This is a genomic window from Variovorax sp. SPNA7, assembly GCF_033807855.1.
Lineage (GTDB): Bacteria > Pseudomonadota > Gammaproteobacteria > Burkholderiales > Burkholderiaceae_C > Variovorax > Variovorax beijingensis.
This window is the reverse complement of the sequence record NZ_CP138513.1, coordinates 4868264-4883149: the sequence shown is the minus strand read 5'-3', so window position 1 is coordinate 4883149 and position 14886 is coordinate 4868264. Positions and strand designations below refer to the sequence as shown.

General features: G+C 66.5%; 15 protein-coding genes and 2 tRNA genes. 10 read left to right on the top strand and 7 right to left on the bottom strand.

The features are described 5' to 3' along the window. Window positions 1–4: 4 nt before the first annotated feature. Genes rapZ through RZE77_RS22850 form a run of 3 tightly spaced genes read right to left on the bottom strand, consistent with a single transcriptional unit; the run spans window position 5 to window position 3475 of the window. On the bottom strand, window positions 5–883 hold the full coding sequence (rapZ, locus tag RZE77_RS22860; RefSeq protein ID WP_319439398.1) for an RNase adapter RapZ: 879 nt from the start codon (window positions 881–883) through the stop codon (window positions 5–7). Continuing rightward, a complete protein-coding gene (gene recN / locus RZE77_RS22855; protein WP_319439397.1) occupies window positions 883–2562 on the bottom strand; it encodes a DNA repair protein RecN in 1680 nt (559 codons plus the stop codon). The genes rapZ and recN overlap by 1 nt, the downstream gene beginning before the upstream one ends. A 1-nt stretch (window position 2563) precedes the next feature. Beyond that, window positions 2564–3475, bottom strand: a complete 912-nt coding sequence (locus RZE77_RS22850; RefSeq protein WP_124960094.1) for an NAD kinase — start codon at window positions 3473–3475, stop codon at window positions 2564–2566. Between the two features lie 28 nt (window positions 3476–3503). Here RZE77_RS22850 and hrcA point away from each other — a divergent pair, with 28 nt between their 5' ends. From hrcA to greB, 6 genes are all read left to right on the top strand, one after another. Continuing rightward, complete coding sequence (gene hrcA / locus RZE77_RS22845) at window positions 3504–4514, top strand: heat-inducible transcriptional repressor HrcA (RefSeq protein WP_319439396.1); 1011 nt, start codon at window positions 3504–3506, stop codon at window positions 4512–4514. A gap of 32 nt (window positions 4515–4546) precedes the next feature. Continuing rightward, a tRNA-Ile gene (locus RZE77_RS22840) sits at window positions 4547–4623 on the top strand. 64 nt (window positions 4624–4687) lie between these two features. Beyond that, window positions 4688–4764, top strand: a tRNA-Arg gene (locus RZE77_RS22835). Between the two features lie 242 nt (window positions 4765–5006). Continuing rightward, window positions 5007–5645: an adenylyl-sulfate kinase gene (cysC, locus tag RZE77_RS22830; RefSeq protein WP_319439395.1), complete on the top strand. Its 639-nt coding sequence runs from the start codon at window positions 5007–5009 to the stop codon at window positions 5643–5645. Next, a complete protein-coding gene (locus RZE77_RS22825) occupies window positions 5642–6700 on the top strand; it encodes a hypothetical protein (RefSeq protein ID WP_319439394.1) in 1059 nt (352 codons plus the stop codon). The genes cysC and RZE77_RS22825 overlap by 4 nt, the downstream gene beginning before the upstream one ends. Window positions 6701–6739: 39 nt before the next feature. Further along, window positions 6740–7312 carry a transcription elongation factor GreB gene (gene greB / locus RZE77_RS22820; protein WP_319439393.1) on the top strand — a complete coding sequence of 191 codons (573 nt, stop codon included), beginning with the start codon at window positions 6740–6742 and terminating at the stop codon, window positions 7310–7312. A 16-nt stretch (window positions 7313–7328) separates the two neighbouring features. Here the strand turns inward: greB and RZE77_RS22815 are convergent, their stop codons facing one another. The 4 genes from RZE77_RS22815 to RZE77_RS22800 all read right to left on the bottom strand — a co-directional run bounded on the left by RZE77_RS22815 (window position 7329) and on the right by RZE77_RS22800 (window position 11466). Further along, a complete protein-coding gene (locus tag RZE77_RS22815; protein WP_125966383.1) occupies window positions 7329–9587 on the bottom strand; it encodes a RelA/SpoT family protein in 2259 nt (752 codons plus the stop codon). Window positions 9588–9688: 101 nt separating this feature from the next. Continuing rightward, the gene (rpoZ, locus tag RZE77_RS22810) at window positions 9689–9892 is read right to left on the bottom strand and encodes a DNA-directed RNA polymerase subunit omega (protein WP_015867100.1); all 204 of its coding nucleotides are present in this window, start codon (window positions 9890–9892) and stop codon (window positions 9689–9691) included. A gap of 30 nt (window positions 9893–9922) precedes the next feature. Beyond that, window positions 9923–10543 carry a guanylate kinase gene (gene gmk, locus RZE77_RS22805; RefSeq protein WP_015867099.1) on the bottom strand — a complete coding sequence of 207 codons (621 nt, stop codon included), beginning with the start codon at window positions 10541–10543 and terminating at the stop codon, window positions 9923–9925. Window positions 10544–10551: 8 nt separating this feature from the next. Then, a complete protein-coding gene (locus RZE77_RS22800) occupies window positions 10552–11466 on the bottom strand; it encodes a YicC/YloC family endoribonuclease (RefSeq protein ID WP_319439392.1) in 915 nt (304 codons plus the stop codon). Window positions 11467–11557: 91 nt separating this feature from the next. On the opposite strand from RZE77_RS22800, the gene RZE77_RS22795 reads away from it, so the two are divergent. From RZE77_RS22795 to RZE77_RS22780, 4 genes are all read left to right on the top strand, one after another. Then, entirely contained in the window at window positions 11558–12565 is a 1008-nt protein-coding gene (locus RZE77_RS22795) for a serine/threonine protein kinase (RefSeq protein WP_015867097.1), read from the top strand. Next, a complete protein-coding gene (locus tag RZE77_RS22790; RefSeq protein ID WP_027730612.1) occupies window positions 12562–13476 on the top strand; it encodes a PP2C family protein-serine/threonine phosphatase in 915 nt (304 codons plus the stop codon). Before RZE77_RS22795 ends, RZE77_RS22790 begins: the two co-directional genes overlap by 4 nt. Before the next feature lie 64 nt (window positions 13477–13540). Continuing rightward, window positions 13541–14272 carry a ribonuclease PH gene (gene rph, locus RZE77_RS22785; protein WP_015867095.1) on the top strand — a complete coding sequence of 244 codons (732 nt, stop codon included), beginning with the start codon at window positions 13541–13543 and terminating at the stop codon, window positions 14270–14272. 13 nt (window positions 14273–14285) lie between these two features. After that, window positions 14286–14885: a non-canonical purine NTP pyrophosphatase gene (locus tag RZE77_RS22780; RefSeq protein ID WP_319442401.1), complete on the top strand. Its 600-nt coding sequence runs from the start codon at window positions 14286–14288 to the stop codon at window positions 14883–14885. Window position 14886 lies beyond the last annotated feature (1 nt).

Here is a 14886-nt window from a genome sequence, read left to right as displayed (position 1 = left end):
GAACTCAGGCCGCGTCGAGTTCGCGGTGCCGCTTGAGGGCGACCCAGCGGGTTCCGAACGCGCGTGCGAGCTGCTCGACCAGGAACACCGAGCGATGCTGGCCGCCGGTGCAGCCGATGGCCACGGTCACGTAGCTGCGATGGTCCCGCGCCAGCGCATCGAGCCAGCGCGAGAGGAACTGCTCGATGTCGTCGTACATGCGCGCGACGTCGTCGTGCTCGCGCAGCCATTCGACCACCGGCGCATCGCGACCGGTGAGCGGCCGCAGCGCGGGCACGTAGTGCGGATTGGGCAGCATGCGCACGTCGAACACGTAGTCGGCGTCCAGCGGCACGCCGCGCTTGAAGGCGAAGGATTCGAACACCAGCGTCAATGCACTGCTCTGCGGCGCCGAGATCAGCGCCTTGATGTAGCTCTGCAGCTGGGCCGGCCGGATGAGGCTGGTGTCGATCACGTCGGCGCCGTCGCGCAGGTCGGCCAGCAGTTCGCGCTCGAGTTCGATGGCCTGCACCAGCACGCGCTCCTGCTCGGGCACGTCGTTGCGGCCCTCCTGGCGCGACAGCGGATGGCGCCGGCGGGTTTCCGAATAGCGCCGCAGCAGTGCGTCGGTGGTCGCATCGAGGAAAAGCGAGCGCAGCGAAACGCCGTCCTGCCGCAAGGCCTCGAGCTGCTGCGGAACGATCGGCAGCGACACGCCGCTGCGCACGTCCATGGCAATGGCCACGCGCGTGGCCTGCTGCTCGTGCTGCAGCGCGATGAAGGCGGTCAGCAGCTCGGGCGGCAGGTTGTCGACGCAGTAGTAGCCGGCGTCTTCCAGCGCATGCAGCGCCACCGACTTGCCCGAGCCCGACATGCCGGTGATGAGCACCAGGTCGAGTTCCATCACAGCGCCGCCGAAGTCTTGTGGCCCAGCATTTCGCGGGCATGCGCCAGCGAGGTCTGCGAAAGCTTCTCGCCGCCGAGCATGCGGGCGATTTCGCGGGCGCGGGTGTCGTCGTCGAGCCGCGAGACGCCGCTTTCGGTGCGCGGGCCGTCCTGGCCGGCTGCCGTCGTCTGGCGCTTGGCCACCACCAGGTGGTGGTCGGCGCAGGCGGCGACCTGCGGCAGATGGGTGACCGCCAGCACCTGGCGATCGCGCCCGAGCTGCTTCATGAGCCGGCCCACGGTCTCGGCAACGGCCCCGCCGACGCCGGCGTCGACCTCGTCGAAGATCAGCGTCTGCGCGGCGCCGAGCTGGCTGGTGGTGACCGCAATGGCCAGTGCGATGCGCGAGAGCTCGCCGCCCGAAGCCACCTTGCCGATGGGGCGCGGCGTGCTTCCGGGATGGCCGCTCACGAGAAAGGCCACGTCTTCGAGACCCGCGCGGCCCGGCTGCGCCAGCGGCAGCAGCTCGACCTCGAAGCGCCCGCCCTGCATGCCAAGCCCCTGCATCGCCTGCGTGACCGCCTCGGCCAGGCGCGGGGCGGCCAGCTTGCGCGCCTTGGCGAGCGCCCTGGCTTCCTTCAGGTAGGCCTGCTGCGCACCTTGTTCGGCGCGCTCCAGGCCTGCGAGATCGCTCTGTGCGTCGAGCGCCTGCAGCTCGGCCTGCCAGCCGGCCAGGAGCGCCGGCAGATCGTCCGGCGTGCGCTTGTAGCGGCGCGCGAGCGACATCCACAGCCCCATGCGCTCGTCGAGTTCGGCCAGCCGCTGCGGATCGGCCTCGGCGTCGCGCAGGTAGCTGTGCAGCGTGTGGGCGGCATCGGAAGCCTGGGCGACGCTGGAGGCCAGCACTTCGCCGAGGGCCCGGAATTCGGGCTCGATGTGCTCGCAGTTCTGCAGCAGGGTGACGGCGCGCGACAGGGCGGCGAGCGCGCCGCTGTCGTCGTCCTCGAGCGCCTGGCTCGCGCCCTGCGCCGCGTCGATCAGCGCCTGCGCATTGGAGACGCGCGCGTGCTGGGTCGAAAGCTCTTCCCACTCGCCTTCGGCCGGCGCCAGCTTCATGACTTCGGCGATCTGCCATTGCAGCCGCTCGCGTTCGCGCAGCAGCGAATCTTGTGCCGAGCGCGCATGGTCGAGCGCGGAAAGCGCCTGGCGCCAGCTCTGCCAGGCTGCGTCCAGCGCATCGGTGCGCACGCCGGCATAGGCGTCGAGCAGGCCGCGCACGGCCTCGGGCCGCGTCAGGCTCTGCCATGCATGCTGGCCGTGGATGTCGAGCAGGCGGTCGCCGAGCTCGCGCAACTGGGTGGCGGTGGCCGGGCTGCCGTTGATCCAGCCGCGGCTGCGGCCCTGCAGGTCGACGGTGCGGCGCAGCAGCAGGGCGTCGCCGTTTTCGAAGCCGCCCTCGTCGAGCCAGGCCGCGAGTGCCGGGTCGGCGTCGAATTCGGCGCTGACGTCGAGCCGTTCGGCGCCTTCGCGCACCGCGCCCGCGTCGGCCCGGTTGCCGAGCGCCAGCTGGAGCGCATCGATCAGTATCGACTTGCCCGCGCCGGTCTCGCCGGTCAATACAGTGAAGCCTGCCGACAGGTCGAGTTCGAGTGATCGCACGATCACGAAGTCGCGCAATGCGATGCGTCGCAGCGCCATTTCAGGAGCCCCCTTCGTTCCAGTGAAGTTTCTTGCGCAGCGTGTCGAAATAGCTCCAGCCGCGCGGGTGCAGGAAGCGCACGCGGAAGTCGGAGCGGCGCACCACCACGCGATCGCCGATCGCGAGCGATGCCAGCGACTGCATGTCGAAATTGGCGCTGGCGTCGCGCCCCGCCACCAGTTCGATCACGATTTCGTCGGCATCGGGCAGCAGCACGGGGCGGTTCGACAGCGTGTGCGGTGCAATGGGCACCAGCACCCAGCCCGGCACCGCCGGATGCAGCAGCGGCCCGCCGGCCGAGAGCGCATAGGCCGTCGAACCCGTGGGCGACGCGATGATCAGGCCGTCGGCGCGCTGGTTGGCCACGAAATGCCGGCCGACCGAAACGCGCAGCTCGACCATGCCCGAGGTGGCGCCGCGGTTGACCACCACGTCGTTCATCGCCAGCGCATCGAAGACCGAGGCGCCGTCGCGCATGACCTGCGCATGCATGAGGCTGCGGTGGTCTTCCTCGTATTCGCCGGCCAGCATGGGAATCAGCGTGGCCTGGTAGTTGTCCAGCGGAATGTCGGTGATGAATCCGAGCCGGCCGCGGTTGATGCCGATCAGCGGAATCCCGTAGCAGGCGAGTTGCCGGCCGATGCCCAGCATGGTTCCGTCGCCTCCCACCACCAGGCCCAGATCGCAGCGCTGGCCGATTTCCTCGACGCTCAGCGGCTGGTAGCGGCCGCCGACGCTCGCGTCCGTATCGGCTTCCTCGGCCGCCGATCTTTCGACGAACACCTCGCACCCTTGCGATTCCAGGAAGGCGCCGATATCTTCCATCACGCCGTCGCGGGCATCGGCCTGCGCCCGGGCGCCTGAAGCCTGGTATTTGCCGATCAGCGCGACGTGACGAAAGCGGGAAGTCATCTACAAATTACAACACTAAAATCTTGCAATGCTGGACGACCGTGCCAAGTTGCTCCTCAAGACGCTGGTCGAGCGTTATATCGCCGAAGGCCAGCCGGTCGGGTCGCGGACTTTGTCGCGCGCCCCGGGTCTTGACCTGTCTCCCGCGACCATCCGCAACGTCATGTCCGACCTCGAGGGATTGGGGCTGATCACCAGCCCGCACACCTCGGCCGGACGCATTCCCACCGCGCGCGGCTACCGGCTGTTCGTCGACACCATGCTCACCGCCCAGCGCGAGCACATGAACGCGCCGAGCCACCTGCCCCCTGACCAGCCGCAGAAGGTGATTGCCAACGCGGCCAACCTGCTGTCCAACCTGTCGCAGTTCGTCGGCGTGGTCATGGCGCCGCGGCGCGCCTCGGTCTTCAAGCAGATCGAGTTCCTGCGGCTTTCGGACCGGCGGCTGCTGGTGATCATCGTCTCGCCCGACGGCGACGTGCAGAACCGCGTGATCTTTCCGGAAGCCGATTACACGCAGTCGCAACTGGTGGAAGCATCGAACTACATCAATGCCCACTACGCGGGCCTGACCATCGAGCAGGTGCGCGACCGCCTGCAGTCCGAAGTCGAAAAACTGCGCGGCGAGATTGCCGCGCTGATGCAGGCGGCGGTCAAGGTCAGTTCCGAGGTGCTCACCGAGGCACAGGAAGACGACGTCGTGATTTCCGGCGAGCGCAACCTGCTTTCCGTCACCGATTTTTCGAGCGACATGGGGCAGCTGCGCCGTGCCTTCGAGCTGTTCGAGCAGAAGGCGCAGCTGATGCGGCTGCTCGACGTGTCGAGCAAGGCCGAGGGCGTGCGCATCTTCATCGGCGGCGAGAGCCAGGTGGTGCCGTTCGAGGAGCTTTCCATCGTCAGCGCCAACTACGAAGTCGACGGACAGGTGGTGGGCACGCTGGGCGTGATCGGCCCGACCCGCATGCCCTACGAGCGCATGATCCAGATCGTCGACATCACCTCGCGGCTGGTCAGCAATGCGCTGAGCCACCGCAAGTAAGCGACGCCGCGAATAGAATCGTGGCCTCTCGTGGGCCGTTAGCTCAGTTGGTTAGAGCAGCGGACTCATAATCCGTTGGTCGATGGTTCAAGCCCATCACGGCCTACCACTTGCATTCATTTCTGAGCTTGGTCCGCCAAGGCCCAAAAATGGATGCTATAATCGATAGCTGTGCGGCTGTAGCTCAGTTGGATAGAGTACTTGGCTACGAACCAAGGGGTCGTGGGTTCAATTCCTGCCAGCCGCACCACTCTTTGAAGGGTTAGGACATTACGTGTCCTAACCCTTTTTCTTTTTGCGCGGCGCTCTGCGGAATCTTTTTCCGTTCAACGAGATCACGGGCAATGTCCCCGTTCCGGGGCTCCGTGCGATGCGATCGGTCCTGCGCCAGACGCTCTCGACCTTCGGGTGTTGTTGAGGCATTCTTGATGTTCATCGGAGGAGCCGGAAGAAAACGGGCCGCTTGAGAACCTTCGTCTTCCTTCACGCCGGGTGAGCCATCTCTCTTGGATCGCCACACCCGGGCAGATCTGTTTTTCGATGCCAGAACAGTTGCAGAATCCAGACGATCGTCCTGCTTCGACAACGCCGCGGCCGCCGCCCGTCATATGGCTCACGGGGCTGTCCGGCGCGGGAAAGTCCACCATCGCCGCCGCCTTGCAGCCCTTGCTGCGGGCCCAGGGCGTGGGTGCCGTGAGGCTGGATGGAGACGAGGTCCGCAAGGGGCTGAACCGCGGGCTCGGCTTCAGCGCGGAAGACCGCCACGAGAACATCCGCCGCATTGCCCACATCGCGCGGCTGTTGAACGAGCAGGGCATCGTGGCAATCGTTGCCGTCGTTTCACCGCTGCAGGCGCTCAGGGATCTCGCGCGCTCGATCGTCGGCCCTTCGTACCACGAGGTCTTCGTGCATGCGCCCTTGGCCGTCTGCGAGCGGCGCGATCCCAAGGGGATGTACGTGCGAGCGCGGCAGGGCGAGATTGCGCGCTTTACCGGCGTGTCCGACATCTTCGAAGCACCGGCAAACCCCGCTCTCACAGTCGACACTTCCAGCTGCGATGTCGCGGCCGCGGTGGAGCAGATCATGGCTTCGCTGGAAGGTTCGGCGCCAACCTGGACGCTGCATCAATGACGCCCGCAAGAAAAAACCACCTGATGATTGCCGGAACGGGGCGCGCCGGCACGACATTCCTCGTTCAGTACCTGGCGGCTTGCGGGCTGGATACGCATCTTGCAAGGCATCCGGCAGCGAGCACCTATAACGAGGATGCCAACGCGGGCCTCGAGGACCTGCCGTTCGACAACCCCGACCTGCCCTACGTCATCAAGTCGCCCTGGCTGCATGCCTATGCCACGCGCCTGCTCGCGGACCCGTCCATCGCGCTCGATGCGGTGATCTTCCCCATGCGCAGCATCGTGGAAGCCTCTACCAGCCGCGTGGTCAACGAGTTGCGCGCGCGGTATGCCATGGAAGGGCTGCCGGACGATTGCCGGCTTTGGGAGTCGTGGGGAACCACGCCGGGCGGTATTGTCTATTCGCTCAATCCGATCGACGAAGCGCGCCTTCTTGCGCTGGGCTTTCATGAATTGATGCACACGCTGGTCAAGCACGACGTGCCGCTGGTGATGCTCGACTTTCCGCGTCTCGTGGAGGACCCGGCGTACCTCTATGACAAGCTGCATCCGGTCCTCGGCGCGAAGCTCGACAGGGAGCGCGCACTGTCGGCCCATCGGGAGACGGCAGTGCCGGCGAAGGTCCGGGTGGGCAGGGAGCTTGCTGACCACACCGCGGGCACGCCGGGCATCGAATTTCCTTCTCAGGCCACCCTGGACCGCGTGGCGATCAAGCGTGAACTGGACAAGGCCGTGTCCGAGCGTGCCGTTCTCCAGCGGAAACTCGACGAAGCGACTGCTGGCCGTGCCGAGCAGCAGCGCGAACTGGACGAAGCCATTGCCGGCCGCGCGGCCTGCCAGCATCAATTGAGCGAGGCGATCGCCGATCGCGATGCGCGCCAGCATGAACTGGCCGAATCCCGGCGCAGCCAGGCCGTTCTCGCGCAGGACCTGGAGCGCGCAAGATTGCGCGCCTCGCACCTGGAAGCGCAATGCGCTGCCATCCGGGCCTCAAACTCGTGGCGCGTGACGGCGCCGCTGCGCACCCTGTCGCGAATGTTGAAAATACGGTGAAGAGGCCATCCCTTCCTTGAGACCAGAGGTTCTACCAAGTTGAGCAAAGCATTCACCAAGGAAATCGAGAGCGACGGTGACGACGACGGCGGCGAAAGCACCGCCCCCGCACTGCCGAGCGGCAGCAAGAACTACATGACGCCGGCGGGCTATGCCCGGCTGCGCGACGAACTGCTTCAGCTGATGGACGAAGAGCGGCCGAAGGTCGTCGAGGCGGTGCACTGGGCCGCCAAGAACGGCGACCGCTCCGAGAATGGCGACTATCTCTACGGCAAGAAGCGGCTGCGGGAAATCGACCGGCGCATCCGCTTTCTCACCAAACGGCTCGAAATCGCCGAAGTGACCGATCCCTCGGTGCATCACGGCAGCGACCAGGTGTTCTTTGGCGCAACGGTGCGCTATGTGGACGAAACGGGCGACGAGCGCAGCGTGACGATCCTGGGCATCGACGAGGCGGACAGCGCCCAGTCGCAGGTCAGCTGGATCTCCCCGATTGCCCGCGCGCTGCTCAAGTCGCGCGAAGGCGACGTGGTGAAGCTCGTGACGCCGGGCGGCGCCCATGAGGTCGAGCTGTTGTCGGTCAGCTATCCGGCGCCGGGCACGGCGCGCTAGCTTTCCTGCCCGCCGGTCAGGGCGCGGGAACCGTCCTTGCGGCGGTCAGCACCGAGGCCGTGCGCCGCGCGGCGCGCAGTACGCTGTCCAGGTGGGTGCGGTCGCGCACTGCAATCACGAAGCGCAGGTCGGTCGAATCCTGCGGCGTCTCGTCGGCCATTTCGACGTGGGTGATGTCGGCTTCGGCGTCGGCCAGCGTCGCGGCCACGCGCGCGAGCACGCCCTTGTCGTTGCGTACCGTGATGACCACGCCGGTCTCGAAGGTGCGGGTCGGCTCGTCCGCCCATTCGACCGCGAAGAAGCGCTCGCTGTCCTTGTGGCGCAGGCGCTGGCCCACGCCGCAGGATTCGGTGTGCACGACCAGCCCTTCGCCATGGCCGAGGTAGCCGACGATCTCGTCGCCCGGAATCGGCCGGCAGCACAGCGCAAAGCGCACCGACGAGTTCTCGCTGCCATCCAGCGTGACGGCGCCCTGGGAAATGGTCTCGTGCGAGATGAAGCGCTCGCGGCTCAGCAGCAGCGCATCGGGCCGCTCGCCGAGTTCGGACAGCATGGCCACCAGCCGCTTTGCCACGATGCTGGCAATCCGCTTGCCCAGGCCGATGTCGGTCAGCAGCTCGGCGCGGGTTCGGTTACCGGTGAAGCGCAACAGCTTTTCCCACAGCGCCTGGTGCTCGGCGTCCTCGGCCGGCAGCTTGCTGAGGCCTTCGGCGCGCAGTGCCTGGGCCAGCAGTTTCTCGCCCAGGCCTTCGGATTCGGCATGGGCCAGGGTCTTCAGGTAGTGGCGGATCTTGGAGCGCGCCCGGCCGGTTCGCACGAAGCCGAGCCAGGCGGGATTGGGCGTGGACACGGGCGCGGTGATGACCTCGACCACGTCCCCGTTCTTGAGCTCCGTGCGCAGCGGCACCTGGTCGCCGTTGATGCGTGCCGCGGAGGTGTGGTCGCCGATGTTGCTGTGGATGGCGTAGGCAAAGTCGACCACCGTGGCGCCGCGCGGCAGCGCCAGGATCTGGCTCTTCGGCGTGAAGACGTAGACCGCATCCGGAAACAGGTCGACCTTGACGTGGTCCCAGAACTCGGCGGCGTCGCGGGTTTCGTCCTGGATGTCGAGCAGCGACTGCAGCCACTTGGTGCCGAGCCGGTCGTTGCTGGCCGCGTTCGGCTCGGCCGCCTTGTAGAGCCAGTGCGCCGCCACGCCCGATTCGGCCACCACGTGCATGGCCTCGGTACGCAGCTGGAACTCCACGTTCACGCCGGCCGGACCCACCAGCGTGGTGTGCAGCGACTGGTAGCCGTTGAGCTTGGCGATCGCGATGTGGTCCTTGAACTTGCCCGGCAGCGGCTTGTACATCTGGTGCAGGATGCCCAGGCCCGTGTAGCAGGCGATCACGTTCGGCACGATCAGGCGAAAGCCGTAGATGTCGGTCACCTGGGCGAAGCTCAGGTGCTTTTCTTCCATCTTGCGGTAGATCGAGTAGAGCGTTTTCTCGCGTCCCGCGATGCGCAGCGTCATGTTGGCGTTGGCAAAGGCGGTCTCGACCTCGCGCTGCACCTTCTGGATCAGGTCGCGGCGACGCCCGCGCGCCTTGGCCACGGCCTTGGACAGCGTGGCGTAGCGCCACGGTTTCAGATGCCGGAACGACAGTTCCTGCAGTTCGCGGTAGGTCTGGTTCAGCCCCAGACGGTGCGCGATGGGCGCGTAGATCTCGAGCGTTTCGCGCGAGATCCGGGCCCATTTCTCGCGCGGCGCATCGTCGAGCGTGCGCATGTTGTGCGTGCGGTCGGCCAGCTTGACCAGGATGACGCGCACGTCGCGCGCCATGGCCAGCAGCATCTTGCGGAACGACTCGGCCTGGTTTTCCTCGCGGGTGTTGAACTGCAGCTTGTCCAGCTTGGTGAGCCCGTCGACCAGCTCGGCCACCGGCGCGCCGAAGCGCTCGATCAGTTCGGGCTTGGTGACCCCGCAGTCTTCGATGGCATCGTGCAGCAGGGCGGCCATCAGCGCCTGTGCGTCGAGCTTCCATTCGGCGCATTGCGCCGCCACGGCAATGGGGTGGGTAATGTAGGGCTCGCCGCTGTTGCGCAGTTGGCCCAGGTGGGCTTCGTCGGCGAAGCGGTAGGCGCGGCGGACCAGCTCGGTGTCTTCGGGGCTCAGGTAGTCGAGCCTGGCGGTCAGCGCGGCAAAGCTCGCGGCAGCCGCATTCAGCGCCGCCGGACTCGGCTTGTGCGTGCCCCCCGTGGGGGCATGGGACTGATGTTTGGCAACCGCGCTCATGGCTACCACTTTAGCGTGACCGCTCTATGGACGCGTCCAGACGTAAAAAAAGCACCGCTTTGCGGTGCCTTTTCGTTGCAGGGCTGCGTCAGAAACAAAGATCAGCCCGGCACCTTCTTGAGCATTTCAAGGCCGATCTTGCCTTCGGCGATTTCGCGCAGGGCCGTGACGGCAGGCTTGTTCTTGCTTTCGATCTTGGGCGCGTGGCCCTGGCTCAGCATGCGCGCACGGTAGGTGGCGGCCAGAACCAGCTGGAAGCGGTTGGGGATCTGAAGCAGGCAATCTTCGACGGTGATGCGGGCCATGATGGAATCTTTCGGTCAGTGAGCAGGAAATCAGGGGATGTTCAGGGCGGCGAATGTGTCGGCACGTGCGCGGCGCTGTGCAGAATACCGAAGCCGCTGAGCGTGGACGATCGCCTTGAGATCGAAAAGCGCGCGCTCAAATAACTCGTTAATTATAACGAAGTCGAATTCCCCTGCCCGGGCCATCTCTTCGGCGGCATTCTTGAGGCGCAGCTCGATGACGGCCGCGCTGTCTTCGCCGCGCCGCTCCAGCCGGGAGCGCAGCTCTTCCCAGCTGGGCGGCAGGATGAAGATCATCACGGCGTTGGCGAAGGTCTTGCGGATCTGGATGGCGCCCTGGAAGTCGATTTCCAGGATGACGTCGGCCCCCTGGGCGATGCGCTCCTCGATGGCTTTCTTGGAGGTGCCGTACCGGTGCCCGTGCACGTGGGCCCACTCCACGAAGCCGTCCGCCGCGATCATGGCGTCGAATTCGGAGGGCGAGGTGAAGAAGTACTCCCGGCCGTGCTTTTCCTGCCCGCGCGGTGGCCGGGTGGTGTGGGAAACCGAGGGCTGGACGGCCGTGTCCAGCTCCATCAGCGCCTTGACCAGGCTCGATTTGCCGGCACCGCTGGGTGCCGCCACGACAAAGATGTTGCCTGGATAGTCCATTCGCTCGCTCATTCGATGTTCTGTACCTGTTCGCGCATCTGCTCGATCAGCACCTTCATGTCCACGCCGATGCGGGTGAGCTCCAGCGCGGCCGACTTGGAGCCCAGTGTATTGGCCTCGCGATGCAGCTCCTGGATCAGGAAGTCCAGCCGCTTGCCGATTTCGCCGCCCTTCTTGAGCAGCCGCTCGATCTCGTCGAGGTGCGAATTCAGGCGCGTGAGCTCTTCCGCCACGTCGATGCGGATGGCAAAGGCGGTGGCCTCGGTCAGCGCCCGGTCCTGGGCGGCCTCGGGCAGGGTGCCGCCGGTCAGGCCCATGGCTTCCTGCCAGCGCTCCAGGAAACGAGCGCGCTGCTGCTCGACCAGCTGCGGAATCAGCGGGCCGGCCTGCTCGACCAGGGCGCGCAGCTGGGCCAGGTGGGCTTCCAGCATCTTGGCGAGCCGCGCGCCTTCGCGCTGGCGGGCCGACATCAGCGCATCCAGCGCCTTGCCGGCCACCTCGAGCAGGTCGCTGCCCCAGTCGCCGCGGGCGGCGCTGTCGCCGCCGGCCAGGCGCAGCACGTCGGCCACGCTCAGTTCGCGGGCGCCGGGCAGCCAGGCCTTGATGCCGTCCTGGACGCCGTTCAGCCGCTGCAGCAGCTTGACGGAGGGCTCGACGACGCCCGCCTGGGCGGTGTTCTCGACGGCGGCCCTCACCTCCACCTTGCCGCGCTTGAGCTTGCCCGTGAGCAGTTCGCGCAGCGCGGTTTCATGCTGGCGCAGTTCCTCCGGCAACTTGAAGGTGAGGTCGAGGAAGCGGCTGTTGACCGAGCGGATTTCGACCCCGAGACGGCCCGCGGCGGCAGGCCGTGCTTCGGCTTCGGAGTGGCTGCCGGCGGGGCCGTTCTGGCCACTGGCATAGCCGGTCATGCTGTAAACTGGCATTGCGCCTCACTATGGTTTTGCTTGCAAGCACCGAGGCGTCGGCATGGCGTTCGCTTGCCGCACCATCGCCTTCGGGCGAAACTCCCGGATTATGTCAAAGGTCAAGCCTTCGCCCCTGCTGCCCGATACGGTCATTGGCGGTTACCGCATCGTTCGCCGGCTTTCCGCAGGCGGTTTTGGCGTTGTCTACCTCGCCATAGACCCCAGCGGACAGCAGGTTGCCATCAAGGAATACCTGCCATCTTCGCTCGCAACGCGCGGGCCGGGTGAACTGACGCCCGAAGTGGCGCCCGAAAAGCTCTCGCTCTACCGGCTCGGCCTCAAGAGCTTTTTCGAGGAAGGACGCTCGCTCGCGCAGATTTCGCATGCCTCGGTGGTCAGCGTTCTCAACTTCTTTCGCGAGAACGAAACCGTCTACATGGTCATGAACTACCTGGAGGGCGCCACCCTGCAGGACTTCGTGGTGACCGCGCGCGACCTGAAAAGGCCGAAAGTCTTCCGCGAATCGACGATCCGGTCGCTGTTCGACGAGATCCTGCGCGGCCTTCGCATCGTGCACCAGTACAAGATGCTGCACCTGGACATCAAGCCCGCCAACATCTTCGTCACCGACGACGACCGCGCGGTGCTGATCGACTTCGGCGCCGCGCGCGAGGTGCTGAGCAAGGAGGGCATTTTCATCCGCCCCATGTACACCCCCGGCTTTGCCGCGCCCGAGATGTACCGGCGCGACTCGTCGATGGGCCCCTGGACCGACATCTACGCCATCGGCGCCTGCATCTACGCCTGCATGCAGGGCTATCCGCCCAACGACGCGCCGCGCCGCATCGAGAAAGACCGGCTCAGCCTGTCGCTGTCGCGCCTGCGCGGCGTGTACTCCGACAACCTCATCGAGGTGGTCGAGTGGTGCATGTCGCTCGATCCGCTCTCGCGCCCGCAGTCGGTCTTTGCGCTGCAAAAGGAACTCAGCCGCGAAGGCGAGCGCCGCTACACCAAGCTCACCGTCGGCGAAAAGGTGCGGCTTTCATTCGACAACATCCGCTCCTTCGACAAGAAGGCCCTGCCCAGGGCGGCGGCACCTACCACGCGCCCGGCATGAAATTCTCGGTATTCCAGGTCAGCCGCAAGGGCGGCCGTCTCAAGAACGAAGACCGCATGGGCTACTGCTACACGCGGGAGTCGGGCCTTTTCGTGCTGGCCGACGGCATGGGCGGCCACCCCGAGGGCGAGGTTGCGGCCCAGCTGGCGCTGCAGACCATTGCGGCCCTCTACCAGCGGGAAGCGCGCCCCACCGTCAAGGATGTCAAGGCCTTCCTGGCCGAATCCGCCATGGCGGCGCACCAGCAGATCATGCGGTACGCAAGCCACAAGGCCATGCTCGATACGCCGCGTACCACCGTCGTCGCGGCGCTGCTGCAGGGCACCACGGCCACCTGGATGCACTGCGGCGACTCTCGTCTCTACGTGGTGCGCGACGGCCGCCTGCTGACCCGCACGCGCGACCATTCGCATGCCGAGCGCCCGCGTCCGCATGGCGCGGACATGCCGGTCAACCGCAACCTGCTGCTCACCTGCCTGGGCTCGCCGACCACGCCGCTGTTCGATATTTCGGCCCCGCTGCAATTGCAGCGCGGCGACCGCATCATGCTGTGCTCCGATGGCGTCTGGGGCGTGCTCGACGACGCCGTCATCGTGCACACCCTGTCCTCCGACAAGCCGGTGTCCGACGCCGCGCCCGACCTGGCCGAAATGGCACTGCGCAAGGGCGGCGCGCACAGCGACAACGTCACGCTCATTGCCCTCGAATGGGAAATGCCCGACGCGGCGGGCGAAGACCGCGGCGTTTCCACCGAGACCATCGACGACGGCGTCTTTGCTTCCACCATCCAGGCCGGCATGCCCGCGGACGGCGAACTCGACGCCCTCGACGACCTCGACGAAGACGCCATCGAGCGCTCGATTGCCGAAATCAACGAAGCCATTCGCCGCTCGGCAGCCAAGAAAACCTGATCGCCCGGCTGCTCCGGCTTGCGGGCCGTCTGCGCTTTTTGTTCCACATACCTCTCACAAAAAAATGACTGCTTTCACACGAAGCGGCGGCCGTGCCGCCGACCAGCTGCGCCCGGTGCGCATCACCCGCGGTTTCACCATCCACGCCGAGGGCTCGGTGCTCATCGAATTCGGCCAGACCCGCGTGCTGTGCACCGCCTCGGTCGAAGAGCGCGTGCCGCCGCACAAGCGTGGCAGCGGTGAAGGCTGGGTCACGGCCGAATACGGCATGCTGCCGCGCGCCACCCACACGCGCAGCGACCGCGAAGCCGCCCGCGGCAAGCAGAGCGGGCGCACGCAGGAAATCCAGCGCCTCATCGGCCGCTCGATGCGCGCCGTGTTCGACCTGGCCGCGCTGGGCGAGCGCACCATCCATCTGGACTGCGACGTGCTGCAGGCCGACGGCGGCACCCGCACCGCGGCCATCACCGGTGCCTTCGTCGCCGCGCAGGACGCCGTCAACAAGCTGCTGGCCGCCGGCACGATCCCCGCGTCGCCCATCAGGGGCCACGTGGCCGCCATTTCCGTCGGCATCGTCGCCGGCACGCCGCTGCTCGACCTCGAATACACCGAAGACTCCGCCTGCGATACCGACATGAACGTCGTGATGACCGGCGCCGGCCACTTCGTCGAAGTGCAGGGCACCGCCGAAGGCGCGGCCTTCTCGCGCGAGGAGATGAACCTCCTGCTCGGCCTGGCCGAAAAGGGCATTGGCGAACTGATCGTGCTGCAGCAGCAGTCCCTCGTTTCGAAGTGATCGGTCGATGGCGATGAAACTGGTCCTGGCCTCCAACAACGCCGGCAAGCTTGCCGAGCTCCAGCAATTGTTTGCGGAGCTGGCTGTGACGCTCGTGCCGCAGTCGGCCTTGGGCGTGGGCGAGGCCGAGGAGCCGTTTCGCACTTTCGTCGAAAACGCGCTGGCCAAGGCGCGCCATGCCAGCGCCGCGACCGGCCTTCCGGCGATCGCCGACGACGCAGGGCTTTGCGTCGACGCCTTCGGCGGCCTGCCGGGCGTGGACACCGCGTTCTATGCCACGCAGTTCGGCTATGCCAAGGGCGATGCCAACAACGTCAAGGCGCTGCTCGAGCAGCTCGACGGCGTGGTCAACCGGCGCGCCGCGCTCGTCAGCACGCTGGTCGCGCTGCGCGGGCACGACGATCCCGAGCCGCTCATCGCAGTCGGCCGCGTGGTCGGTGAAATCACGAAGGCGCCGATCGGCGACAACGGCTTCGGCTTCGACCCCGTCATGTACCTGCCCAACTTCGGCAAGACCTTTGCCCAACTGCCGCCCGAGGTGAAGAACGCCAACAGCCACAGGGGCCAGGCGGCCAAGGCCATGCTGGCCCTGATGCGCGAACGCTGGTTCTGAG